Raw genomic sequence first — 24,858 nt, forward strand, 5'->3', positions numbered from 1 at the left:
GGGCAGTTGATTCAAACCCTATTTTTATATCCTCAGGATTGGAGAGAGAATTAAGTGAAATGAGCAGTTGTTCAAAACCATCCTTGTCATTAGTGAGGGTGAATTTAGAAATAATCTGCTGGTCAGCTGCGGAAATGATGCAGCAATCATGTTTGTACTTGGAAATATCAATTCCAACAAAGTACATGGACATATGGATTTACCTCCTGAAATATTTTTAGCACTGCTGTCTCCCACAGAGAATTCGGCTGTGTAATCACGTAAATAGAAACGTCAAGCGTTAACAAACTAATTACCAGTAATAGACGAAAAGCTGTGGTCTGAGTCACCTCCGAACAGTCAAAGCTGTAATTAAATAGATACAGATCCACAGTGCTTTAAGTATTATAATGGAGTATTCGATAAAACCCAAGAGATTGGGAGAAAGGAGAATAATCCATTATCCTCAAAAGAGGATAATTGGATTATACGTGATAAAATGACAATTAATACAAATGATTTATTAAACAGCATTCTGGAAAGTATTTCTAAAATTGATTATGTAAAATCTATTGATATTCCTAATATCGATTTATATATGGATCAGGTTACCACTTTTATGGATAAGCAGATGGCTTCTTCCAAGCGCTATGAGGAGGACAAGGTTCTTACTAAGACGATGATCAACAATTATGCCAAGAACAATCTGCTTCCTTCTCCGGAAAAGAAAAAATATACAAAAGAACATCTTCTCGTTCTTACTTTTATCTATTATTTCAAAAGTTTCTTATCTATCAAAGATATCGAGATGCTTTTGAGACCGGTTACCGATCGATACTTCCATACCGACAGCAGACTGAACCTGACGCATATTTATGACGAAGTCTGTTCATTTGAAAAAGATCGCATTGATACTTTAAAGGAAGAACTCAAGGCAATGTACACTTCCTCTGCTGAGACATTTTCAGAAGAGAACGAACAGGAGCGTGAATTTTTGCAATTGTTTTCTTTCATTTGCACACTCAGTTTCGATGTGTATGTCAAGAAACAAATTATTGAAAAACTCATTGATTCTCTTCCTGAAAAATTTGCTAACTATTACGAGAAAAAAAAGTAGAAGCTTCACACTTCTACTTTTTTACTGCATAATTCTTTGATATCCAAGCATCAGATCTACTACTTTCCCATAGCTTTTCACTCCGTCAATTTGTCTGTTTGCCTTTAAGTAAATATCATTCACTTTATCAGCCACTTCTGCTGTTATTCCATCGTACTTATCCCAAAATGAATTATTCGCCTGTAAATCTTTCAGCGCATTTATATTCAGGCGTTCACACAGTTCCTCATATTTTTCTGTATTTTCTGCGTAAAGAGCATTTGTCACATACAGCCATCCTGACAAAAATCCACTATATCTGAACTCTTCTGACTCCGATTTGATACAGCTTAAATATGCAATAAAGTTCGCCTCATCCTCTGACATAAACCCTCTCAGATGAGACAATTCATGACACATCGTAAACGGGATATTATAGTCTGTCATATCCGCATTATAATTTGCCTCAATTGTAAATGGTGAATACACTCCTGTCAGATGCTGATATGACAAAATTTCCGATATCCAGACAGGTTTGGGATTTGGATAATATCCTTCCAACACCGAATAGGTCTCTGCAAGATGTTCCATCGACCTTACCGCCTCTTTTTTCGTGTTGTCTTTCAACACAAAGATTCCCTCTTTCGTGCGCGGAACCGTATCTGCCAATTCATTGACTTCTTCCGTAAGATACTCAGCCAACTGAACCAATTCTTCCTGTGAGTATTCCGCATCCGGTATGCCCGCCTCCTTAGCAAAAGATGTTCTGTGATAATTGATCCCACAAGCCATTGTGTAGATAAAAAACAATACACCTCCCAACAGACATACCCACGAACTCCCTTTCAAAGCAATCGTGGATATCTTTTCTATTTTTCTGCAGATTCTGTAGATTCCGCTCATCCCCCCAGCCGCCAGAACTACAAGCAACACATAAAGCAAAATCTCAACAATCGAAAACGGAAACACAGAGCAGACTCTGCTGATAATTGTTACAAGTATTCTGTATATTGAAGTCGCATACCACTGCGCAAATCCATTCACATTTCTTGCTAAAAACTGAAAGAATACTGCAAGTATAAGCAATAACAGCCCTATTTTTAACCTTTCCATTGTAGAAAAAAGTGCATCACTCGACCTGATGCACTTTTTCTTACTTTTCTTATTCTTCATCTTCATCCAGGCTGATCCGTTCAAATACCATATCATATCCGTCATTTCCATAGTTTAAAGAGCGATTCACACGGCTGATTGTAGCAGTCGAGGCCCCTGTCTTTTCTGCAATCTCCAAATATGTCTTCTGTTCTCTAAGCATTTTGGCAACCTCAAACCGCTGTGACAGTGACAACAGTTCATTGATGGTACATATATCTTCAAAAAAAATATAACATTCTTCCTTGTCTTTTAAGCTCAAAATTGCTTCAAACAGATAATCGACTGCTTCTGTTCTAATTTTTTTACTCATTTTAAGTCTCCTTTATAGTGTTGTACTATTTTTATATTTTAGCACAGTAAACTCTTAAAGTCTAGTTTTTTTGTATCGATTCACATATGGTTTCAATTTTTCTAATGATGTTGTGACGATCAATTCTTCCGGAAAATGGCATTCTGCTAAAATTTGTTCTGCCAAATTCAGTTTTCCCGCATCCAGATCTAAATGTGAATCACTTCCGGTCGTGATTGGAACCTCATATTTTTTACAATATTCCAGCATAACTCGGATATTTTCATCCGCATTTTCTCTTTTATTATCTTCCCGCAAAGAGGAATTATTGACCTCTAGAAGTGTCCCTGTCTCCTTTGCAGTCTTGACAAGCACTTCATAGTCAATCGGAAAACGCGAATCATCCGGATGGCCGATAATATTGATATACGGATTTTTCATCACATTTACATAGGCTCTCGTCACCGCTTCTTTTGTTCTTTCTCCACAAAAACATGGCGTATGAATACTCGCAATGACAATATCAAGATGTTTTAAAAGTCCATCGCGCATATCTACTGTTCCCTCGCTGTCCATAATATTGAGCTCTGTTCCAAAAAGCATTTTGATCCCGTAACGCTCTCTTGGCAGAATTTTCAAATTTTCAAAATAAAATATTCCGCAAGTTCCCGGCATCTCCGGTGCATGCTCCGTAAATGCAATCGCCTCCATCCCATGTTCTTTCGCCATCTTTGCCATCTCTTGTATCGTGTTGTATGCGTGTCCACTTACAAGTGTATGGGAATGTGTATCTACTTTTATATTCATGTCAATCTTCCTTCTTTCTGCATAGAATCTTTGTATTTACATATCCTAAGCTTATATCTTACCACATTTTTTATAAAAAGGAGACTTATTATGGCTGATAATAAAAAAAATCAAAAAATCATTGATTCTTACGACTATCTGGCAAACGCCGCTTCTACACAGGACTGTACCGGTCTGATTCCCGCAGCTCCGACAAGTAAAGCCGAGTTGGAATCCTATGAGGATATCTATCACTACGAACCGCCAAAGGTAAAAGTAAAGACACCGGATTCCGAGCAGCCACCAAAATAATCATTTCGCATATACTAAAAGAAAAAGGATTTAGCACTATGGCAAACACTGCATTTTTACCAATCGAAGGGATTGTCCAAAATATCACTCCAATGCAAAACAACTGTTGTCAGCAGATGGTATCCATCCGAAATTCAAACGGTATTACAAACATGATTATTTCCACTGACACTTATGTAATCAATGAAACAAGACTTCGCTCAGGTATGCCTGTAACTGCATTCTATGATGGTAACGCTCCTGTCCCACTTATTTTTCCCCTTCAATATCAGGCACTGATTATTGGGCGAAGAAGTGCAAACGAAAATATTGCTGTCAACTACTTCAATAATGATCTTGTCGCTATGGATCAATCCCTGCGCTTAAATATTTCACCTTTTACAGAAATTGTAACCTCAAACGGACAGCTGTATACCTGTGCCCTTGCCAATCAACTGCTGATTATTTATTATAGCATCACCACACGAAGTATTCCTCCACAGACAACCCCTCGAAAAATCATTGTTCTCTGCTAATGGTACGCATTCCGATTTTTCTCATATACTTATAGAAGAATCAGATTTGATCATCAGGAGGATATTATGAAAAAGCGTTTTCTTACTCTCGCATTAGTGGCAGCAATATCTGTCACTTCTCTGCTTGCATGCTCTTCAAAAGAGGAAAGCAAACCAGACAAACCACAAAAGGAAAAATCAACAGAATTTCTTCCGGACTCTACCAAAGTTGTTCTCAACGAAGTAGCTCACTCCATCTTTTATGCACCAATGTATGTAGCAATTGAGGAAGGATATTTTGAAGGCGAAGGGATTAATCTCGAACTAGTCACTGGATTTGGAGCCGACAAAACAATGACCGCTGTACTCTCCGGAGAAGCAGATATCGGATTCATGGGTTCAGAAGCTTCTATTTATACCTATAATGAAGGTGCAAATGACTATGTTATCAATTTTGCTCAGCTTACACAACGTGCCGGTAATTTTCTCGTGGCGCGAGAAGAAATTCCTGATTTTTCATGGACGGATCTAAAAGGGAAAACCGTGCTCGGTGGACGAAAAGGTGGCATGCCTGAAATGGTATTTGAGTATATCTTAAAACAAAAGGGAATCGACATCGAAAAAGATCTGACAATCAACCAAAATATTGACTTTGGCTCCACTGCAGCCGCTTTCTCAGAAGGTCAGGCTGATTTTACAGTTGAATTTGAGCCAGGAGCTACCACTTTGGAAAAAGGTGGAAAGGGATATGTTGTCGCTTCTCTCGGCGAGGACAGTGGATATGTTCCTTACACCGCATTTTCTGCAAAGAAAAGCTATATCACAAAAAACAAAGAAGTCATTCAGGGATTCACGGATGCACTGCAAAAAGGAATGGACTACGTACAAACACATACTCCGGAAGAAATTGCAAAAATCATTGCACCACAGTTCAAAGAGACAGATTTAGACACTATCACAACGATTGTAACCCGCTACTATGAGCAGGAGACTTGGAAAGAAAATCTAATCTTTGAAAAAGAAAGCTTTGAACTTTTGCAAAACATTCTGGAATCTGCTGATGAACTCGCTAAGCGAGCACCTTACGAAGACCTTGTAACAACTGATTTTGCCGAAAAAGCTGCAAAATAAAAATGCGTGACGGGGAATGTTCCCCGTTCACACATTACATGTTCACTCTTCTTTCATCTCATATACTCTATGATATTCCTTCGTCTCCAAGTCTTTAACTGTTTCACTTCGATTCCTTGACAAAAATTTTGTAATTTCATAGCAGTTAATCCAGATTTCATTATTTCCCTCTTTCTGAGATTCGTCAAATATAATCTGTAATCCCCAATGTAAATGGGTCTCATCGATATTATTCACATTTTCTTTTTTGCTGTATCCAGTATGCCCCATATATCCAATCACATCACCCGCCTGTACAATACTTCCCTCTTTAAGCGATTTATTATACGGAAAATTCTGTCTTAAATGTGCATAGTAATAATATCGCTTTTTATCAAAACTGCGTATTCCAAGGCGCCATCCTCCGTATTGATTCCAGCCAATCGCCTCCACATAACCAGACTCTACTGCCGTAATCGGAGTCCCCACAAGTCCCATCATATCATGCCCCAAATGCTGACGCTTATAGCCATAGCTTCTTGATGTTCCAAAGTCATCATAATCACTATATGCATAACCCTTTGCAATTGGTGAAAATGCTTTCAGCCCATATCGCTTTTCCCATCTGACTTCATTGGTTCCTTTCACCGGAACCTGAATTTCATAATCTCCCACAAATTCATCTAATACCGCCGTATACGACTCCAAGTAATAATCATAATACTTTTTGTCTTTTGTTATTTCCTCCATTGTGTATTCCTTTTTTACAAGTCCTTCTGCCAATTCATTTAAATCACTTTCTTTATACAGCTTATAGTTTCCCCCATATTTCGCTGCCAGATATGCCAAAAGTTCTATCCAATCCAACTCAACCTCTTTTTCATGCGTCTCTACATCCCACCAATAAGCCCTCTCCAATGCCTCACATGGAATGTTAAAGTCCACCCATTTTATAAAATCCCCATCCACTCTTTGTATCTTTGAGGCAGATATCTTTCCGAAAATGATACCAACACAAAGCACTATCAACGCAAAAATCTCAATCCCAATTGCCCATTTTACCTTCTTCTCAAACATAATCATCCAAAAAAAGAATTTCTACATATCATATTGCCCATCTGACCAAAATATGTAGAAATTCTTTATCTTTATGGTTCCGTCACTGTTCCGTCAGAAGGTGTCGCTGGAGTATCCTGTGTCTTATCATCACTGTTTTCCGGTGTATTATTGCCATTGCCATTTTCCCCTTGTGTTTGATCTGTCGGTTCTGTTTGATTCTGGGGTTCATCACTTGTATCTGCATCAGGCGTGGTATTGTTATTACCGGAATCCATATTCAAATCATTATTCTTCGAATCTTCTGGCTGATTTTCTTCTGTTTGATTCATATACTTATCATGCATCTGCTGTGCAAATTTGGCAATGGGATGCCGGTAGGTATATGCTGCAAACCCGAGCACCGCAACAACGATCAGAAAGAGCAAGAACTTGAGCAATCCGCCGCCTCGTCTTTTCGGAAGCGAAACGGAAGGCAGCTTTTTCCCTCTCTTTTTCTTCTTCTTTGTTTTCGTCTCTACCACATCTTCTGCCGTCACTTTTTTCTGTGTGTCTCTTTCTTTTTTCTTGTCCAGATTCACCTTTATCTTGCAGTCATAGCAAAATGCATATCGTGTAAAAACAGGCTCCCCACCTTCGTCCGTGCCGGACTGCACCGGCTTAATCGTCATCTCTTTACCGCATCTTGTACATTTCATACTGCTTCCTCCTTACTAATCAAATGTGAAACTTTTTATTTAATTCCTCCCCTAATTCCCGTCTTTTAAAAATGACCTGCGCCATAAAAAACAGGAAACTAAATCCCACACAGATAACCGATGGAAATGTAACTCCAAGCACTCCCGTCAATAATAAAATTAATGGTATCACAAATCCATATCCCGCCGCCATCACAAAATAAATCATGTATTCATTCGCAGCTAACCTCTGCAGCTTTGTGATCATCAGCATGGACATCATTATTATAACACTAATTCCCGGAAAAACAAAATCAATTGACCATTTATGCCATCCGGTTCCAAGATCCCAAATCAGACATCCAACCGTGATCAGAATCAACTGCCACATTGCATTTTTCAAAAGATTATATCTCTTTACAAACCCGATTGCCAGCGCTGTCCACATACTTAAGATTCCACCGGATACGATGATCGCCCAATATTTTCCCGGTGTCAGTGTAATATTCACAACTGCTGCAATCACTGCAAAAACAATACAGGCAAATGAGAACCACTCGAAAAATTTTACAGCCGCCGCACTCGCAAGTCTCTCCTCCGGATAGTCTGGTTCTTCCACTTTCGAATGTATTCCAAGCTCTGACAATATCTGCAAAAAATTTCTCTTAATATTCATACTGTCATACCGCGATGTAAAACCAAGGGAAAGTTTGTCTTCAAATGAACACATACAAAGTTCCGTCTTCGGTGTACTTGTGTACACGCCAAACCGCTCTATATACGGGACATACGCTTCCGGCATTCTTACAACACTCATATTAGAGAAAATTGCAGTCACATCACTTGCCGCCATCTTTGCTCCCGCCAAAATCCCCAGATTTTTCAATTCCAAAGGTGCCACCCGCAGAATTGGGTTCATCTCCAACGCGATCAGCTCATTCATGCGCATCGAAAGTCTTTCCTTCGTAAGCTCCTCCTGAAAATATGTTTTCACCTGTGCAAGCACCTGCTCAAAAGTGTCCCCTTCTCGAAAACGATACCCAGGTTCAATATATCCGAAGAAATTCAGCATCGAATCTGAAGGAAAAAAATTGCGAAGATTCACCGGAACCATCAGAACAACCGGATGCTTTTCCTGTCTTTTCGGCATCTCCCTGTGGATCGCACAAAGGAATACTGCCGTCAAAAAAACAGTCATCGACACCTGATATTCCCGCGCCTTTGCCAGCACTTCTTTTACCGACAGCACCGCTTCTGTCACCTGCAGCGGTCCTCTCGCCTTCCGAAGAGTCTTAATCTGATATGCTTTTACCTTTTCCTTCTTCTCTCGCCGTAAATCAGAATAATACTTTCGAAAACTATCTGATTCCTGATCCTGAATTGTAATGTGCTCCTTATCAAGCGAAATATCCGCTTCACCATATGCCAGCACAATATAGTGTTTGACAATCTCTTTTAAAAAACATGTGGCACCTGTTCCGTCTGTCAGCACATGAAATACTTCAAAATTAATCCGCCTTTTATAATACGTCACTTCGAATAACAGACTTTTCTTGTCACGCACATACAGATTGCTGCAAGGCTCTTTAAATTCCTCTGTGACAACCGGTTTTAAATTACTCTTTTCCAAATAATGCCAGAACAAGCCTTTTCGCATGACCGACAAAAAAAGCGGATATTTTTCAAGCGCTTTTTCCACTGCCTGCTGCAAAATCTCTTCTCTGACGTTTTCTTTCATAATACAATAAAAACGAAAAACTCGAGTGTCCTTTTTGTTGCTTGTCGCCGGAAATAATTTTGCGGCATTGTCAAGCTTTCGCCAATATGACCTTTTCGAATGAAACATCTCTTACCCCTCCCCTAAAAAATGATTCATAATTTCAAAACTCTCTTGCACATGAAAATATTTGATCCCCAGTGCAAAAAATCCATGCAGCGCATCTTTGATACGATGAACCTCCACTTCATTTCCGGCTTCCTCAAGCGCCTTACCATAAGCCTCTCCTTCATCTCGAAGCGGGTCAAATTCCGCGGTGATAACCAGTGTCCTCGGCTGTCCTGTGAGATCTTTCTGCAAAATCGGAGCGAAATACGGACTCTTTTTGTCCGACTCATCTCTTGCATATAAATCAATATAATCCTGCATCTTTCCAGCCGTCAACAGAAAATCCTTTCCATTTTCATGGACGGACGGAAATCTCGAAGTCTCTGTATAGTCGTTATTCACCGCCGGATAGATTAAAATCTGCTGTCTTGGCATAAACTCTCCCCTCTCTTTTGCAAGAAGAGAGACTGCAGCCGCCAGATTACCGCCGGCACTGTCTCCGATGATCGTGATATCGTCCGGATGCACATTTAAAATAAACTCATTCGTATAGACCGCCTTCGCTGCGGCGTAACAATCCTCCAATCCTGTCGGGAACGGATACTCGGGAGCGAGCCTGTATTCTACCGACACAACAATATGATTGGTCGCCGATGCCATCCTTGCACAGATCCTCTCATAATTATCTATGCTCTCTGTGACCCATCCCCCGCCGTGAAAGAATAAAAGAACCGGATATTTGTGTTCAATCTCTTCGCCAGGCAGATAAATTCTCACAGGAATCTCATGTGTGTCATTATATATTTTATAATCAATCGTCTTATGAAAAATTCGCATTGGATCCAACGCCTTTAAATTTGCCAAATGCCTGGACGCCTCCACCTCAATTCCATCAAACGAAAGTGCTTTCAATACTTTTCGCATTGCCTTATTAATTGCCATTCTCTTCTCCTATCTGCTGCTTTTGTATGAATTGATAATACCATGTTTTTCGCTCTAAAAAAAGGGAAAGACTCTCATCTTTCCCTAAAAATCTATATTTTATAATAAGATATATTTTCCGATAAACAAAAATGCCAATACAAACATCAATGCACTGATCTTTTTTTCTTTTGCTTTTCCTGTAAACAGATTGATTGCAACATAAGAGATTACACCCATTGCAATTCCTTCTGAAATACTGTAGAAAAATGGCATTGCTGCAATACAGATATAGCAAGGAATCGCTTCCCCAAAATCACTGAAATCAATACTCACTACATTGGTCAGCATATAGAACCCTACAACAATCAATGCCGGCGCCGTCGCAAAAGATGGAATCGCCAAAAAGATTGGTGACAACAATAACGACAATCCAAACAAAATCGCTGTTGTGACTGCTGTAAGACCTGTTCGTCCCCCTTCCGTCACACCGGAAGCACTCTCAACAAATGTTGTAACTGTAGATGTTCCAAGCACTGCACCTGCCGTTGTAGCAACCGCATCTGCCATCAGAGCACCTTTAATTCTTGGAAGTTTTCCGTTTTCATCTAACATATTTGCTTTTGTGGAAACACCGATCAATGTGCCGAGTGTATCAAAGATATCCACAAACAAAAACGCAAACACTACAACCATAAACTCTCCGATATGAATTCCTGAAAAACTCAGTTTTCCAAAGATCGGACTAAGACTCGGAATCGAAATACCGTTGCTGAAGTCCGGAAGCAAGCTGTACATTCCAAGTTCTGCATTTGGCACATACAATCCAGTCAGCTGACAGATAATTCCAAGAATCCATGTAATTAAAATTCCCCAAAGAATATTACCTTTAATGTTCTTTACTACAAGAATCGCTGTAATGATCACACCGATCACCGCAAGTAATACCGTAATTCCGACATCATTCATCGTCGCCTTTGCAGCACCTTCTGCCAAATTACTGTTGTAACCTTCCAGCGAGAATAACTGCACTAATGTAGAACCACTGATAACAATTTTTGCATTCTGCAGACCGATAAACGCGATAAAAAGACCGATTCCGACACTTACTGCAGATTTCAAATTCATCGGGATTGCATTAAAGATTGCTTCACGCACATTCGTAACTGATAACAGAATAAAAATAATTCCTTCCACAAATACAGCTGCAAGCGCCACCTCCCATGTGTATCCCATGTTCAGTACAACCGTATATGCAAAGTATGCATTCAGTCCCATCCCCGGTGCAAGTGCAAACGGATAGTTTGCAAACAGAGCCATGAGCAAAGTACCGATACATGCCGCAATCGCCGTCGCCGTAAACACTGCTCCATGATCCATTCCGGCTGCCGACAGCACACTTGGATTTACCGCCAATATATACGCCATTGTCATAAATGTCGTAATACCTGCCACCACTTCCGTCCTGACATCTGTTTTGTTTTCTTTTAACTTAAACAATTTTTCCAGCATAAAATTTTCCTGCCTCTCATTTCCTTTTTTTACTTCACAAGTTTATCAGACAACTACTGGAAAGTAAATGAAAGTATTCATTACTTATTTTTATAAACATTTATTAGCACGATAAAAAAGAAAGCGCATTCCATCTCAAGAACACACTTTCTTTCTATATTATTCTGTCTCTCTGACTTTCTTTCGAACCGGAAGAATCATAGATGGTGATACAGAAAGTTCATCAATTCCCATCTTCAGGAATGTCTCTGTCAATTCCAGATCTGCTCCTAATTCTCCACAGATTCCAATCCATTTTCCTTCTGCATGTGCATTGTCTGCCGCCATCTGGATCATCGCAAGCACTGCCGGATGATGTGGATCATAGAATGTGTCAAGCTTTGGATTCTGCCTGTCAATCGCCAGTGTATACTGTGTGAGGTCATTGGTACCTACGCTGAAGAAATCAACTTCTTTTGCAAGTTCACGGCTCACCATAACAGCTGCAGGTGTCTCGATCATAATTCCAAGTTCCATATCCTCACGGAATGCGATTCCTTCTTTGCGAAGTTCTTCCTTTACCTCTTCTACAATCTCTTTAATTTTCTTCACTTCCCACACTGCTGTAATCATCGGGAACATAATCGCAATCTGACCGAATGCTGATGCACGATACAGTGCACGCAGCTGAGTTTTAAAAATCTCAGGCTTAGTCAGACAAATACGGATTGCACGATATCCAAGTGCCGGATTCTCTTCTTTATCTAAATTGAAATAATCTGCCTGCTTGTCCGCACCAATATCAAGTGTACGGATGATAACTTTCTTTCCAGCCATATTCTCAGCAACTGTCTTATAGACAGCGAACTGCTGCTCTTCTGTCGGGAATGTCTCATTCTCCAAATATAGGAATTCGCTTCTGAAAAGACCGATTCCGCCTGCATCATTTTTCAAAACAGCTCCCACATCTGAGCTATTGCCGATGTTGGCATAGATATTGATGTGCTGACCGCTCAATGTGACATTCTCTTTGCCTTTTAACTGTTCTAACAGTTTCTTTCTTTCCATATCCTCAGTCTGTTTTTTCTTCATCGCAGCGAGTATCTCTTCATCTGGATCGATATAAATCTTTCCGTCAAACCCGTCGATGACAGCAAATTTACCATCATATTCCGGTTTCAATTCTTCGCCCAAACCGATGATCGCCGGGATATTCATTGTTCTTGCTAAAATTGCTGTATGTGAGTTCGAAGAACCATACATCGTAGCAAATCCCAATACTTTTTCTTTATCAAGCTGGACTGTCTCGCTTGGGACAAGATCATCTGCCGCAACAATGACAGGTTCATCTGTCGCAAATGTAACTTTTTCTGCTCCGGACAAAATATTCAAAATACGCTCAGAAACGTCTTTTACATCCGCAGCACGTCCCTGCATATATGCGTCATCCATTGCTGAAAACATCGCTGCGAAGTTGTCAGCTGTCGTTCCAACCGCATATTCTGCATTCACCTGTTGTGCAGTGATAATATTGATAATAGATTCAATGTAATCTAAATCTTCCAACATCATCTGATGAATCTCAAAGATCATCGCATTTGTCTCACCGACGTCCGACATTGCTTTCTGATACAATTCCTGAAGTTCTGCAACTGCTTTTGCCTTTGCATCTTCAAAACGTTTTACTTCGCTTTCGGTATCTTCCACATGCCATCTTTTGATCTGCTGTTCATTTCTTTTATAAAAGGCAATCTTACCGATTGATACACCGCCAAATACACTTTTGCCAGTTAATGTAATCATAGCTTAACCTTCCTCAACATTATTTTTCTTATAAGTTTTCTTTTAAAAATGTCTCGATTGCTGCGATTGCTTCTGCTTCGTCAGCACCTTCTGCTGTCATTACAATCTCTTCACCACATTTTACAGCTAATCCCATTACGCCAAAGATTCTTTTTGCATCTGCTTCTTTTTCTCCCTTTTTCAGTTTAATATCTGATTGGAATTTTGCAGCTTCTTTTACTAATAATCCTGCTGGTCTTGCGTGGATTCCTTCACTATCTGTAATTACATAACTAAATTCTTTCATGATTATTCTCCTTTTCTTTTCTATAAATGTTAGGCTCTACCTTTCCTTATTATCTAATATTTTTTACTATTTTTCAATAGTAATTGGTTTTTTTAACAGAATAATTCCAAGCATTGTCACAACAGCACCTATCACTATTGCCGCAAAGAACATTGGGGCGTTTTCCATAATGCCAATCACAAAGATACCTCCATGCGGTGCTCTTGAGCCACATCCGAATGCCATTGAAACCGCTCCTGCCACTGCTGAACCGACGATTGATGGCGGAATAATGCGCAGCGGATCAGATGCCGCAAATGGAATTGCTCCCTCTGTAATGAATGATAATCCCATAATATAGTTGGTAACAGTTGTCTGTTTTTCGCTCTCCGTAAATCTGTTTTTTGCAAATGTCGTGGCAAGTGCGATTCCGATTGGCGGAACCATTCCACCGGCCATAACCGCTGCCATAATATCAAACTGTCCGCTTGCGATTGCTGCTGTTCCAAATACATACGCTGCCTTGTTAAACGGTCCTCCAAAGTCGATTGCCATCATACCGCCGAGAACAGCTCCAAGCAGCAATTTGCTTCCTTCTCCCATACTTGCAAGTCCGTCATACAACCATTGATTGAATGCCCCGACAGGTGGATTGATGATAAATACCATGATTGCACCGATCAATACAATTCCAAAGAACGGATAAATCAATACCGGTTTGGTCCCCTCCAACGCCCTTGGAAGCTTCGCAAATACTTTCTTGATAAGAAGCATCAGGTATCCTGCAATAAATCCGGCGAACAGAGCCCCAAAAAATCCCGATGGAATCCAATCTGCCTCGGCTACAAACACCGATGTTCCTGCTTTCGCAAGCAGACCACCAACGATACCAGGCATCAATGCCGGACGTTCTGCAATACTCATTGCAATATATCCTGAGAGGATTGGAAACATCATACCAAACGACACATTTCCCACCAAATTCAAGAATTTGGAAAGTGGATTTCCGGTACCAAAAACATCAGTTCCCGCGTTGGCGCCGTCAAACAAAAATGACAGTGCAATCAGGATTCCTCCTCCGATTACAAACGGCAGCATATGTGATACACCGTTCATCAGACTTTTATAAATCTTTCTTCCGATACTTTCCTGCTCTCCTTGAAATCCGGTCATCTCTTCTTTTTCAGTGCTGTGATAGATTGCAACCTTTCCGCTCTCTGCTTCTTCAATCAGTTCTTTCGCTTTGTGAATTCCATTGGCAACCTTTGTGACAATGACTGGTTTTCCATCAAATCTCGCCATTTTTACATCCTTATCAGCTGCCACAATGATACAGTCACAATTTGCGATATCCTCTGCTGTCAATACATTTTTGTCTCCGCCTGAGCCGTTTGTCTCCACCTTGATAGTATATCCCATCTCTTTTGCTGTATTTTCAAGACTTTCCGCCGCCATATAAGTATGTGCGATTCCGGTAGGACAGGCCGTAACTGCAAGAATCTGATATCCTTTTTTCTTTTGTTGCGTCTCCTTTTCCTCCGTCTCCTCTTCAAACTTTTCCTTTTCCGCCTGATCAATATATCCTAAAAATTCCTCTACCGTAGACGCTTTCATCAGGTTTGCCCGGAAATTATCATCCATCAACAGCATCGAAAGACGACTCAATACCTCCAGATGAATATTGTCTTCTGTATTTGGTGCCGCAATCAGGAACACCATGTGTACCGGCTCACCGTCCAGAGAATCATAATCCACTCCGTCCCGAATAATCATCGCCGCCAGTCCAGGACCACTCACCGCATCTGTCTTTGCATGTGGAATAGCAATTCCTTCCCCGATTCCGGTCGTCCCTTCTTCTTCTCTTGCGAATACACCGGCTCTGTATTTTTCGAGGTCTTTGACATTCCCGCCTTTTTCCATCAGCAACGTCATCTTTTCAATCGTCTCTTTTTTCGTAGTTACGACACCGTTTAAATCAATACTTTCTTTTTTCAATAAATCTGTGATTCTCACGTTACTTCCCTCCTACAACCCAAAGTTCTCTTTTGCTTCGTCTAACAACTTCACAACATCCTCTTTTTCTGCAAGCCATGCCAAAAACGCAGTCGCACTTCCGGTCGCAATTCCCAATTTAAATGCCTTTTCATAGTCTCCTGTATTCAGATATCCTGTCAAAAATCCTGCAACCATCGAATCTCCTGCTCCCACCGAGTTCACCACTTCTCCTTTCGGAGGAAGTCCTTTATGAATCTCTCCATCCTCAGTGATCAGAATTGCTCCGTCACCTGCCATAGATATCAATACATTTTTCGCTCCTTTTTCCTGAAGCTTCTTCGCATAGATGATAATCTCTTCATCCGTCTTTAATGTGACACCAAACATCTCTCCAAGCTCATGATTATTCGGCTTGATCAAAAACGGATGATACTTCAGAACATTCAACAACAAATCTTTTGTTGCATCCACCACGATACGAACGCCTTTTGTCTGTAGTCTCTCCATGATACTCTCGTAGATATCCTCCGGCAATGTGTTCGGAATACTGCCCGCAAGCACTAAAATATCCCCATTTTTCAGACAATCCAGTTTTTCAAATAACTCCGCAATTGCTGCATCACTGATATCCGGTCCCTGCCCATTGATCTCGCTTTCCTCATTCGACTTCATCTTCACATTAATGCGAGTCAGACCTTCCTGCAACTCAATAAAGTCTGTGTAGCATCCAAAGTCTGTCAACATCTTTTCCAACTGCTTTCCGGTAAACCCTGCGATAAACCCAAGTGCTTTGCTCTTAATTCCCAGATTAGAGAGAATAACCGACACATTCACACCTTTTCCTCCCGGGAATATCACCTCTTTGGTTGTCCTGTTGACTTTCCCAAGTGTCAGGTCATCCACCTGAATCACATAGTCCAAAGACGGGTTAAATGTTACCGTGTAAATCATGCTTCATCCACCTCCACAATATTTTTATACTTTTGATAGATTCCCTGCTTCAGCTTAGTTGTGATTACCTCCGCCTCTTTCAGTTCCGCAAATTTAATAAGCGAAATCTGTCCGATTTTAGAAGAATCTGCAAGAATATATTTTTTCCTGCATTGTCTGAACGCTCTTTCTTTCACAGCAGCTTCATTAAGATCCGGCGTAGTGATTCCATATTCATTATGAATCCCGTTCGCACCCAAAAATCCTTTTGTGAAATTATATTTTTCCAAGCTTTCCAATGCTTCCGCCCCGATCAACGCCTCTGTCTCTTTCTTCAGCTCTCCGCCGAGCAAAAATACTCTGCATCCCTTATGCAGCAATTTTCTTGCATGCGAAATTCCATTCGTCACATAGACTGCTTCCTTTTCCAAAATCTGCTCCACAAGATATTCTGTACTTGTTCCTGCATCGATATAGACAAAATCATCTTTTCTGATTAATCCGGCTGCGTATTTTCCAATCTTTATCTTCTCTTCTCTATTCAAATCCTGTCTCACAGAGACCGAAGAGTCTTTTGTCATATATTCCATATCGACTGCCGTCGCACCTCCATGCACCTTAATCAGCTTTTTCCGCTTATCCAGCGTTGTCAGATCCCTTCGTATCGTAGATTCGGAAGTATCCAAAAGTTCTGTCAGTTCCGTCACTGTGACACTTTTCTTTTCTTCTACAATATTTAATATCCGGTTAAACCGTTCTTCCGCCAGCATATTTACACCTCTCTTCTAAATCTATTTTAAATTCATTTTCATTCAAAGTCAATCATTTTCATTCAAAATAATTCACAATTTTCCACTTTATTTTTTATGCATACTGCAAAATCTTTATTGCCATAAAAAAGCCATTGCAAAGCATCATACTTTACAATGACTTTTTTCTTGAAAATTATACCTCAAATAATGGTGTTGACAAATATCGTTCTCCCGTATCCGGCAATATTGCCACAATTGTTTTTCCTGCATTCTCTTCTCTTTTTGCAAGCTCTATCGCCGTGTGAAGCGCTGCGCCGGATGTGATCCCTACCAGTACCCCTTCTTTGTGGGCAAGCATTCTGGAAGCCGCATATGCCTCCTCATTTTCCACCTGCACAATCTCGTCATAAATCTCCGTATTCAAAATTTCAGGAACAAACCCTGCTCCAATTCCCTGCAGACCATGAGGTCCCGGTTTTCCTCCTGATAACACCGGTGATGCCGCCGGCTCCACTGCAACTATCTTCAACGCCGGATTCTGTTCTTTCAAATATTCCCCGGTTCCTGTAATCGTTCCACCCGTACCTACTCCCGCAACAAAGATATCCACCTTGCCTTCGGTATCTTCCCATATCTCCGGTCCGGTAGAAACGGTATGTGCAGCCGGATTCGCTTTGTTTATAAACTGACCAAGAACAACTGCCCCGTCAATTTCTTCCGCAAGCTCTTCGGCTTTTGCAATCGCTCCAGCCATCCCTTTTTTCCCGTCTGTCAGAACAATCTCTGCGCCATAGCCTTGCAGAAGTTTCCGACGTTCTATACTCATTGTCTCCGGCATTGTAAAGATCGCACGATAACCCTTTGATGCCGCAATGGACGCAAGACCAATTCCGGTATTTCCACTTGTAGGTTCAATGATTGTCCCTCCATTCTTTAGGATTCCCTGGCGTTCAGCCTCCACCACCATATTTTTCGCAATACGGTCTTTTACACTCCCCGCCGGATTAAACAACTCTAATTTCACCAGAATCTTTGCTTTTAACCCAAGCTCTGATTCGATATTCTGCACTTCTAAAAGAGGTGTATGCCCAATTAATTCCGTTACATTTTGATATACTTTTCCCATAAGTAATTCCTCCTTCAAATAGACTTCTGCTTTCTGTTTTCATCGGCAAATGATGCCATCAACTGCTTCAATGTCTTCTCCTCCAGCAACTGGTTCACCCGTGTATTAATCTGATCCCAGACTAAAGTTTTAATCGCTTCTTGCACGTCATCTGTTCCCTTCTCTTGTGCATATTCATCTACAATCGAGAATTTTCCTTCCAGTACCTCCAAAACTTCTTTCACTGTGATATCATCAGCCTTTTTTGCCAAACAATACCCCCCGTGCACCCCTTTGAGACTTTTTACAATTTCAGCCTTTCTAAGCACACTAAAGACCTGTTCCAGATAATTCAATGACAGTTTTTGCCTTTGTGCAATACTTGCCAACGCAATTGGCTCTCCATTGTCATGAACTGCCAAGTCTACCAGCGCCCGCAGTCCATACCTTCCTTTTGTCGATATTTTCATAAGAATTTTCCTTTTCCTACCACTTCGCTAAGTATTACATATTTTATGTTATACACCTATTCTCCTGCTCTGTCAACTACCTCTTTTGTAATATCTGCCACTGAGACATTCTCCGTAACACCCAAGATTTCTCTCCACATATCTGCCCAGACTCCTCGTGTCAAGCAATCCTCACACGCAATCCCGCAATTCGTCTCTTTTGTCAGACACTCCACCGGTGCAAGCTCTCCTTCCACAGAGCGAAGCACGTCCAAAACAGTAATATCTTCCGGTCTTCTCGCAAGACGATATCCTCCCATTGCTCCTCTTGTACTCAAAATCAGATTCTCATTCTTCATTGCTTTGACAATCCTCTCTAAATACTTTTCAGACAGACCTCTCCGTGCTGCAATATTTTTCAGCTGCTCTAAATGCTCTTCCGAAGAATGCATTGCAAGATCCACAATTATTTCCAATGCATATGTCCCTTTTGTCGAAATTCTCATATTCTATCTCCTTATTTTCATTGTTACGTCTTATTGTAACCTATATTTGTGCATTTTTCATTATATTTTTTCAAAAACATTGACATTTATATAGAATTATGCTAATCTAATTCAATATTACGCAAGTAATATACAACTTTATTATTTATTTTTATGGAGGTATCAACATGAACAAAGGTACAGTAAAATGGTTTAACAACCAAAAAGGTTACGGATTCATTTCCGACGAAGCAGGAAACGATGTATTCGTTCACTATTCTGGACTTAACATGGAAGGTTTCAAATCTTTAGAAGAAGGTCAGGAAGTAGAATTCGAAGTAACTGAAGGTGCAAAAGGACCTCAGGCAGTCAATGTCGTAAAACTTTAATCAGAATCAAAATGTAGATGTGCCTTTTATTTATGTTTATGTATATAATATATATTTAATTAATATTTAAAAAGCAATTCTTATGCGAAATGATTAGAAAAAGAGCAGAAGCGGTTTTCCCGCCTCTGCTCTTTTTGATTTACTTAATTTTACTCTCTCTTCTTTTTCCATCTAACCACTGCCATACCGGCTGCCGCCATTGCTCCAAGGCACAGTGCGATAGACTGTGGGTCTCCCGTCTTGACAGGATCTTTCTTTTTGTCCTCTTCCGGCTTCGTATTCTGAGTCTGATTCTGATTATCTTTTCCATCGTCTCCATTATCCGGTTTTGGATCTGGGTTTGGCTCTGGTTTTCCATCTTCTTCAGGCACTTTCTTCAAGTTATCCACCGCATCTTTCAAAGCGTCTTCAGCCTTATCCACCTCTTCTTGTGTTGCTTCCTCATTTTCAAGAACTACATCTGCATCTTTCATTGCATTTGCAAATACACCCCAGCTATCTTTCGTGTAATCAGCTTCTTTATATGTTTCCAGACATTCTTTATACAATGCTTCCAGTTTTGATTTATCTGTTTCCGGCTGTGGATCCGGTTTCTCTTCAACAACCGTAATTTCTACTTTGTCAGTTTTTCCATTGGATGCAGTTGCAATCACATCTGCCTTTCCGTTCTTCTTTGCTGTGATCTGTCCGTCTTTATCCACTGTTATCACTGACTCATCAGAAGTTGTCCATGAGACTGTCTGATCTGTTGCATTATCCGGTGTAACTACTGCTTTTGCCGTTGTCGTCTCTCCGACTTTCAATTCCGTCTTATTTACAGTCACTTTGACTGATTCCACTTCTACTTCCCCTGGATCTGGATTTTCCGGAAGATCTTTCAGCGCTTCTTCCAATGTCTTTGTCACTCGTTCCACATCATTTTGTTCTGCCAGTGTGTTTTCGTACATTGCCTCTGCTTTCATATATGCATCCATAAAAGCATCATATCCCTTTGCATCTGCAAACGTCAGACCAAACTCTTCGCATTTTTCTTTCGCTGCTTTCACTTGCTCTTTCAGCGCTGTCTTGTCCACCGCCTCATACGCTTCAAATTCTCTCAATTTGAACGTATTATTTCCATTCAGACTTACTCCCTGCATTTTAATGTAACGTGTGTGAATTGGTTCTGCAAATGTGATTGTATTGACACTTTCTCCATCTACAGTCTGTAAATCTTTCCACACACTTCCATCTTCTGAAATCTGAATCTTAAAACTTTTTGGCGCTCGATCCCATTGCAGTACCAGCTTACTGATGTCTTGCTCTTCCAGCATATCTACCGCAAATGCGCTGTCCGCATATGCGCCCTCAAAATACGAATCTTTTTCACTCACATCTGTGCCATGCTTTCCATCCAAAGCATTGCCGTCACCATCAATTGCTTTCCAACCGACACGAAGTTTTTTCCAGTCCACATCCTGATTGCCGTCACCTTTTCGCTGCGCCGTTCCTGCAGCCGCTGTCCCCTGAGACACATTGACTTCTGTCACTTCTTTTTTCTCTGAAACTTCTTTGATTTTTTCCGGTGACAATGCTTTGTTATATACTTTCAAATTTGCAAGTTCACCCTCTATCCCTTTTCCTATAGAAGAAAGTGGAAATACAAATGTCGATAACAGATGTTCATAATCCGTCTCTGAATTCGTAGTTCGCAAAAGTGTCTTTTCTAATTTTCCATCAATGTACAACTTCGTCACCTGCTGCGTCCCGACAATTGTCATCTGCACCGGTTTGTCTGTTGGAATCTGATAACCAAAGTCCTGTGTAAAGTAAGAACGATTAATCTGTAAGTTCCCTTTGTCATTGATTGACAATCTTCCATCGCGTCCGTCAAAAATATATGTCTCTCCATCACGATTGCCCTCTTTTGCAAGTCGAAGTTCAAATTGTACCGTGTACGGATAATCCATAGATCGAAGCTCCGTTTGCACCTCTGTATCTCCGTTCAACTGAAGCCACGCTGTCCCAGCTTCTTCTTTTATCTTTGCATCCGAAATATTTCCGTTATATCCATTTCCGCTGGCATCATATACTTCTCCGTCCTTTACATTTGCAAAATCATAATCCAGCACAAGCCCGGTCTCACTGTCTACATCTGACCCCAAAGACACGCCCGGTCCCTGCTGTAATCTGTCATACTTGAAACTGTACTCTTCAAATGTCTGTGTCTCATCTGTTCCGCCCCACGTCTTTTCACTCAGCACTGCTGCCTGACGCATGATACGTTCAAAATTATCTCTTTCTGTCACACCCATATCTGCAATGTCTGCCCAAAGCGCCGTCTTTGCTCCAAGAAGATTCGGCTCTGACTTGCTTACTTTGCTTCCTGTCATCACTGTCGGATCCCAGTTATTGAACACATGCTCCACATTGACAACATCTCGTTTGTCGCGCCCCGGATTTCCATACAGATGGAACGAATCCACATTGACAACCTTGAATCCCTGCTCGATTCTTTTTTCTGCATTTTCCCAGGAGTTTGCCCAAAAATCAATCTCAATATCGTTGTACGCTTTTGCATCTTCCTGATTGGTGAAGAACTGGCTTGTAGATCCCCACATACGCACTTTCTTGTCATACGATTTCACATTGTCCGCCATCGTGCGGATATATTCCTGGACCCCCGGTCGTTCCTGATTATTGATATTCCAGTACTCGTCTGCTCCGATGTTGACCGTGTCACCTAAAAATACATCCTCTTCCAGATACTCATCAAACAATGCATCCATAAACGCAAACGCAGAATCTTTTTTCTCCCCGGTCATCGCAAGCAATTCCCAGTCTTTATCTGCATTGATATTTCCGGTAATCTCCGGAACCGCCTTCTGTGCCTCATCCAAATGATTTCTCACATATTTTGTAAACAGAAGCGAATGTCCCGGAGCATCAATCTCTGAAATCGGATTAATTCCGTAATCCATCGCCAAATTCTGTAAATTCTTGTATTCTTCTTTTGTATATTGCGGCGAGCCGCCAAACACTTCGTTGTAATAGTCGTTCTTTTTCTCCGTCGTCTTAAGGCTTGGGAAGGTATCACTTTCCAGACGGAACATACCTTCTACGTTTTCCCAATGTTCATATTTATCACGGTCTGCATTTCCCGGCACATGTCGGTTATCATTCAGATGAAATTGTACTTCATTAATCTTATAGAACGCCAGCGCTTTCACAATATCTTCCAACGCATCCATCCGGTATGGTGTTCTTGCAATATCAATCATCACTCCACGGACTGCATATTTGGAAAAATCACGGGCAATTCCCTTCGGGAACTTAAATTCATCTTTCTGTGTATAAAATACCTGCTCTAAAGTCATCGCACCGTAAAGACATCCGTTGTATCCATTTCCAATGATGTGGATTCCATCGTCATCTGCCTGTAGCAAATAACCTTCCTCTCCGAGTGTATATGTATCTTGCGTCGCAGATTCTATCACAATATCGTCTGCGTCTGCTTCCTGACCGCTTACAATCGCAAGTTCCATTCCGGTAATCTCTTTCATATCCCCCTGAAACTGTTTTGCAATCTTATTCACATTCAGTCCTGCCGCATCTTTTACAATAATGCGGGAGTTTTCACTCAGTTTTACTTCTCCCTCATATCCATACCACTCCTGAATACTCGGAATCACTTTTGGCTCCACATTTTGATTCTCTACTTTCGGGAACAAATCCGTATGTTTCTGAGTCTTTTTCGGGACAGCGACCTGAAAAGACTTCTTCGCCACATCGTCTTCATCTTGTTTATTTACCACTTCCAGCATGATCTCCATGCTTTCGTAATCGTACATATTATAATCACTGATTTCACCATCATCTGTAATTACTTGCGGATATTCACTTCCGACTACGTGAATCTCATAACCTTCCGGCACCTGCGGCAGCGGCACTTCTTTCATATCCGCAGTGATCGTCTCCAGACCTTTGACCGTATCCAGCACTTCTTTTGCACTTTCCGGCTCATACGGAACCGGAACCTGCGTTCCGTTGATCTCGATCTCACGCACAGAGATACTGTTTCCACCTGCCTGCGGATTTACTTTATTAAATTCAAAGCGTACATACCGATCTAATGCTTTCACATCTTTGATTGAGTCCACTGGGTTTGTAACCGTACTAGACGATTGCGTTGTCATCGTCTTTACTGTTTTCCATTCTGCATTTTTATCAGCTCTTGTCTTTATAACATAGTCTATGGAAAACACTTTTAAATAGAAACTAATATCAATGCTTGTAATCTCTGTCACTTCATTTCCAAGATCCAATTCCAGCCATTGCATCGTTTGTTTCTGATTTTCATCATTTCCCCTCTTCATCTGTGGCGCTGACCATCTAGAGGTGTCTGTTTTCTTATCTCCGTCCACTGCCAAATCCGCCGTACATGACTCCACCCCACTTTCCACTCCGGATGCTGTGGCACGCTTGCCTTTTGCGATATTTCCGGTAACCGCATCTGGATTCTCCGGCTTGTCCGGCTCATTCAGCTCTCCATATACTTCAAATTCATACACACCGATTCCGCGGCTTGCCGCTTCTGTATTTCCCGATGTAAAACGCAGACGCAAATAACGCGACACTTCCACCGGCTTTCCATCTTTTGTCACATCTATTTCTTTTACGATGTTCATACCACTTCCCGAAGGCATCTCCACAGATTTAATTTCCGTCCATTTCGCATCTTCCGCCTGACTGTCCGATGTCTCAATGACGAAATTTCCATATAATTTTGCAAAAAACTTTACCGTCACTTTTGAAATCTTAGCTGAATTTCCAAGGTCTACCTCCAACCATTCTTCCTGAAACTCCTGAATATCACTGCTCTGCCAACGGCTGTTTTGTTTTTCCGTTGTCGTATTATCCCCTTTTCCATCAAATGCCAGTTCTGGAGTCCTTGCTGGATTCTTTCCATCTGCCTCCAGATACCGCGATGCTCGTGCCGTTTTATTCAAAGCGATATTCGTCTGCTCATTTCCTTTTTCCGCCACCTGTTCTGTCTGAGTATTTTCTGCCGCAACTGATAACATACCAATACCCGAAAGATTTCCCGCCGAAAGTGCCGCCGCCAATAAGATTGCAATTACCTTTTTCCTTTTCAATTTCTTTTTCCTCTCTTTCCTGACCGCTCCAAGCCATTTCGTTTAGTATAACATATTTTCCCTGTTATATCCATTTATAATTGTAAGTTTTTACTCATGTATTTCGCTTTTATATTTTATGATATGTATATTTTGCATATTATATTGATTTTTCGCAAAAAATAACGAGCAGATCCATATACATACACGAATAATATCCTCCTCTGTAAGTCCCGCTATCGCAAAACATCTAATCACACATTTCCCCAAATAAAAAATAGGCTTCGCCTATTCAGCTCCCCTTCCCCTCAATCTTGAGGGGTTAGGGGGTTTCTTTTTCTTCCTTTTTCCTGCATAATAGACTTATGAATATCTTACAA

23 protein-coding genes are annotated in these 24,858 nt (G+C 40.9%); 5 read left to right on the forward strand and 18 right to left on the reverse strand.

Features of this window, described 5'->3' with window-relative positions:
* The coding region (locus ACTQXY_RS12850) for an IS110 family transposase (RefSeq protein ID WP_441659789.1) at positions 1–193 on the reverse strand (193 nt) is incomplete at its 3' end.
* 285 nt (positions 194–478) lie between these two features.
* Here ACTQXY_RS12850 and ACTQXY_RS12855 point away from each other — a divergent pair.
* Positions 479–1,096: a DUF1836 domain-containing protein gene (locus ACTQXY_RS12855; protein WP_441659790.1), complete on the forward strand. Its 618-nt coding sequence runs from the start codon at positions 479–481 to the stop codon at positions 1,094–1,096.
* Between the two features lie 21 nt (positions 1,097–1,117).
* Here the strand turns inward: ACTQXY_RS12855 and ACTQXY_RS12860 are convergent, their stop codons facing one another.
* The 3 genes from ACTQXY_RS12860 to ACTQXY_RS12870 are packed head-to-tail and all read right to left on the reverse strand — an operon-like array spanning position 1,118 to position 3,326.
* A complete protein-coding gene (locus ACTQXY_RS12860; RefSeq protein ID WP_441659791.1) occupies positions 1,118–2,248 on the reverse strand; it encodes a DUF3810 family protein in 1,131 nt (376 codons plus the stop codon).
* A complete protein-coding gene (locus tag ACTQXY_RS12865; RefSeq protein WP_441659792.1) occupies positions 2,238–2,540 on the reverse strand; it encodes a YerC/YecD family TrpR-related protein in 303 nt (100 codons plus the stop codon). The genes ACTQXY_RS12860 and ACTQXY_RS12865 overlap by 11 nt, the downstream gene beginning before the upstream one ends.
* Before the next feature lie 54 nt (positions 2,541–2,594).
* On the reverse strand, positions 2,595–3,326 hold the full coding sequence (locus ACTQXY_RS12870) for a PHP domain-containing protein (protein WP_441659793.1): 732 nt from the start codon (positions 3,324–3,326) through the stop codon (positions 2,595–2,597).
* Positions 3,327–3,416: 90 nt separating this feature from the next.
* Between ACTQXY_RS12870 and ACTQXY_RS12875 the strand changes: the two genes are divergently transcribed.
* From ACTQXY_RS12875 to ACTQXY_RS12885, 3 genes are all read left to right on the forward strand, one after another.
* Complete coding sequence (locus ACTQXY_RS12875; RefSeq protein WP_004611002.1) at positions 3,417–3,617, forward strand: hypothetical protein; 201 nt, start codon at positions 3,417–3,419, stop codon at positions 3,615–3,617.
* 38 nt (positions 3,618–3,655) lie between these two features.
* Positions 3,656–4,132 (forward strand): hypothetical protein, encoded by a 477-nt coding sequence (locus tag ACTQXY_RS12880; protein WP_441659794.1) that lies wholly within the window; start codon positions 3,656–3,658, stop codon positions 4,130–4,132.
* Positions 4,133–4,198: 66 nt separating this feature from the next.
* Entirely contained in the window at positions 4,199–5,242 is a 1,044-nt protein-coding gene (locus ACTQXY_RS12885; RefSeq protein ID WP_441659795.1) for an ABC transporter substrate-binding protein, read from the forward strand.
* Positions 5,243–5,284: 42 nt separating this feature from the next.
* Here ACTQXY_RS12885 and ACTQXY_RS12890 read toward each other — a convergent pair whose 3' ends face one another.
* The 13 genes from ACTQXY_RS12890 to ACTQXY_RS12950 form a co-directional block, all read right to left on the reverse strand.
* Positions 5,285–6,304, reverse strand: coding sequence for a peptidoglycan DD-metalloendopeptidase family protein (locus ACTQXY_RS12890; protein ID WP_441659796.1), 1,020 nt, complete (start codon positions 6,302–6,304; stop codon positions 5,285–5,287).
* 65 nt (positions 6,305–6,369) lie between these two features.
* Complete coding sequence (locus tag ACTQXY_RS12895; RefSeq protein WP_441659797.1) at positions 6,370–6,975, reverse strand: hypothetical protein; 606 nt, start codon at positions 6,973–6,975, stop codon at positions 6,370–6,372.
* Between the two features lie 19 nt (positions 6,976–6,994).
* The gene (locus ACTQXY_RS12900; RefSeq protein ID WP_441659798.1) at positions 6,995–8,800 is read right to left on the reverse strand and encodes a DUF6320 domain-containing protein; all 1,806 of its coding nucleotides are present in this window, start codon (positions 8,798–8,800) and stop codon (positions 6,995–6,997) included.
* 3 nt (positions 8,801–8,803) lie between these two features.
* Positions 8,804–9,721, reverse strand: coding sequence for an alpha/beta hydrolase fold domain-containing protein (locus tag ACTQXY_RS12905; protein WP_441659799.1), 918 nt, complete (start codon positions 9,719–9,721; stop codon positions 8,804–8,806).
* Positions 9,722–9,820: 99 nt separating this feature from the next.
* The gene (locus ACTQXY_RS12910; protein ID WP_441659800.1) at positions 9,821–11,212 is read right to left on the reverse strand and encodes a solute carrier family 23 protein; all 1,392 of its coding nucleotides are present in this window, start codon (positions 11,210–11,212) and stop codon (positions 9,821–9,823) included.
* A gap of 159 nt (positions 11,213–11,371) precedes the next feature.
* Positions 11,372–12,994: a phosphoenolpyruvate--protein phosphotransferase gene (ptsP, locus tag ACTQXY_RS12915; RefSeq protein WP_441659801.1), complete on the reverse strand. Its 1,623-nt coding sequence runs from the start codon at positions 12,992–12,994 to the stop codon at positions 11,372–11,374.
* 28 nt (positions 12,995–13,022) lie between these two features.
* Positions 13,023–13,280, reverse strand: coding sequence for an HPr family phosphocarrier protein (locus tag ACTQXY_RS12920; RefSeq protein WP_004611009.1), 258 nt, complete (start codon positions 13,278–13,280; stop codon positions 13,023–13,025).
* A gap of 66 nt (positions 13,281–13,346) precedes the next feature.
* Positions 13,347–15,272 carry a fructose-specific PTS transporter subunit EIIC gene (locus ACTQXY_RS12925; protein ID WP_441659802.1) on the reverse strand — a complete coding sequence of 642 codons (1,926 nt, stop codon included), beginning with the start codon at positions 15,270–15,272 and terminating at the stop codon, positions 13,347–13,349.
* A gap of 12 nt (positions 15,273–15,284) precedes the next feature.
* Entirely contained in the window at positions 15,285–16,205 is a 921-nt protein-coding gene (pfkB, locus tag ACTQXY_RS12930) for a 1-phosphofructokinase (protein ID WP_441659803.1), read from the reverse strand.
* The gene (locus ACTQXY_RS12935) at positions 16,202–16,954 is read right to left on the reverse strand and encodes a DeoR family transcriptional regulator (protein ID WP_441659804.1); all 753 of its coding nucleotides are present in this window, start codon (positions 16,952–16,954) and stop codon (positions 16,202–16,204) included. Before ACTQXY_RS12935 ends, pfkB begins: the two co-directional genes overlap by 4 nt.
* A gap of 175 nt (positions 16,955–17,129) precedes the next feature.
* On the reverse strand, positions 17,130–18,062 hold the full coding sequence (cysK, locus tag ACTQXY_RS12940) for a cysteine synthase A (RefSeq protein WP_441659805.1): 933 nt from the start codon (positions 18,060–18,062) through the stop codon (positions 17,130–17,132).
* A gap of 14 nt (positions 18,063–18,076) precedes the next feature.
* The gene (locus ACTQXY_RS12945) at positions 18,077–18,511 is read right to left on the reverse strand and encodes an Rrf2 family transcriptional regulator (protein ID WP_441659806.1); all 435 of its coding nucleotides are present in this window, start codon (positions 18,509–18,511) and stop codon (positions 18,077–18,079) included.
* A gap of 56 nt (positions 18,512–18,567) precedes the next feature.
* Positions 18,568–18,996, reverse strand: a complete 429-nt coding sequence (locus ACTQXY_RS12950; RefSeq protein ID WP_441659807.1) for an Rrf2 family transcriptional regulator — start codon at positions 18,994–18,996, stop codon at positions 18,568–18,570.
* A gap of 167 nt (positions 18,997–19,163) precedes the next feature.
* Between ACTQXY_RS12950 and ACTQXY_RS12955 the strand changes: the two genes are divergently transcribed.
* On the forward strand, positions 19,164–19,364 hold the full coding sequence (locus tag ACTQXY_RS12955) for a cold-shock protein (RefSeq protein WP_004611017.1): 201 nt from the start codon (positions 19,164–19,166) through the stop codon (positions 19,362–19,364).
* A gap of 149 nt (positions 19,365–19,513) precedes the next feature.
* Here ACTQXY_RS12955 and ACTQXY_RS12960 read toward each other — a convergent pair whose 3' ends face one another.
* On the reverse strand, positions 19,514–24,499 hold the full coding sequence (locus ACTQXY_RS12960) for a discoidin domain-containing protein (RefSeq protein ID WP_441659808.1): 4,986 nt from the start codon (positions 24,497–24,499) through the stop codon (positions 19,514–19,516).
* Positions 24,500–24,858: the final 359 nt, after the last annotated feature.

This window comes from Faecalimonas sp. LCP19S3_D12 (assembly GCF_052121495.1).
Classification (GTDB): Bacteria; Bacillota; Clostridia; order Lachnospirales; family Lachnospiraceae; genus Faecalimonas.

Excerpts from the sequence above, each read along its gene's own strand:
- ACTQXY_RS12875 (WP_004611002.1), top strand. The coding sequence starts at position 3,417 with ATGGCTGATAATAAAAAAAATCAAAAAATCATTGATTCTTACGACTAT.
- ACTQXY_RS12905 (WP_441659799.1), bottom strand. The coding sequence starts at position 9,721 with ATGGCAATTAATAAGGCAATGCGAAAAGTATTGAAAGCACTTTCGTTT.
- ACTQXY_RS12900 (WP_441659798.1), bottom strand. The coding sequence starts at position 8,800 with ATGTTTCATTCGAAAAGGTCATATTGGCGAAAGCTTGACAATGCCGCA.
- pfkB (WP_441659803.1), bottom strand. The coding sequence starts at position 16,205 with ATGATTTACACGGTAACATTTAACCCGTCTTTGGACTATGTGATTCAG.
- ACTQXY_RS12935 (WP_441659804.1), bottom strand. The coding sequence starts at position 16,954 with ATGCTGGCGGAAGAACGGTTTAACCGGATATTAAATATTGTAGAAGAA.
- ACTQXY_RS12880 (WP_441659794.1), top strand. The coding sequence starts at position 3,656 with ATGGCAAACACTGCATTTTTACCAATCGAAGGGATTGTCCAAAATATC.
- ACTQXY_RS12920 (WP_004611009.1), bottom strand. The coding sequence starts at position 13,280 with ATGAAAGAATTTAGTTATGTAATTACAGATAGTGAAGGAATCCACGCA.
- ACTQXY_RS12865 (WP_441659792.1), bottom strand. The coding sequence starts at position 2,540 with ATGAGTAAAAAAATTAGAACAGAAGCAGTCGATTATCTGTTTGAAGCA.
- cysK (WP_441659805.1), bottom strand. The coding sequence starts at position 18,062 with ATGGGAAAAGTATATCAAAATGTAACGGAATTAATTGGGCATACACCT.
- ACTQXY_RS12895 (WP_441659797.1), bottom strand. The coding sequence starts at position 6,975 with ATGAAATGTACAAGATGCGGTAAAGAGATGACGATTAAGCCGGTGCAG.
- ptsP (WP_441659801.1), bottom strand. The coding sequence starts at position 12,994 with ATGATTACATTAACTGGCAAAAGTGTATTTGGCGGTGTATCAATCGGT.
- ACTQXY_RS12860 (WP_441659791.1), bottom strand. The coding sequence starts at position 2,248 with ATGAAGAATAAGAAAAGTAAGAAAAAGTGCATCAGGTCGAGTGATGCA.
- ACTQXY_RS12885 (WP_441659795.1), top strand. The coding sequence starts at position 4,199 with ATGAAAAAGCGTTTTCTTACTCTCGCATTAGTGGCAGCAATATCTGTC.
- ACTQXY_RS12870 (WP_441659793.1), bottom strand. The coding sequence starts at position 3,326 with ATGAATATAAAAGTAGATACACATTCCCATACACTTGTAAGTGGACAC.
- ACTQXY_RS12955 (WP_004611017.1), top strand. The coding sequence starts at position 19,164 with ATGAACAAAGGTACAGTAAAATGGTTTAACAACCAAAAAGGTTACGGA.
- ACTQXY_RS12910 (WP_441659800.1), bottom strand. The coding sequence starts at position 11,212 with ATGCTGGAAAAATTGTTTAAGTTAAAAGAAAACAAAACAGATGTCAGG.
- ACTQXY_RS12945 (WP_441659806.1), bottom strand. The coding sequence starts at position 18,511 with ATGAAAATATCGACAAAAGGAAGGTATGGACTGCGGGCGCTGGTAGAC.
- ACTQXY_RS12950 (WP_441659807.1), bottom strand. The coding sequence starts at position 18,996 with ATGAGAATTTCGACAAAAGGGACATATGCATTGGAAATAATTGTGGAT.
- ACTQXY_RS12890 (WP_441659796.1), bottom strand. The coding sequence starts at position 6,304 with ATGATTATGTTTGAGAAGAAGGTAAAATGGGCAATTGGGATTGAGATT.
- ACTQXY_RS12855 (WP_441659790.1), top strand. The coding sequence starts at position 479 with ATGACAATTAATACAAATGATTTATTAAACAGCATTCTGGAAAGTATT.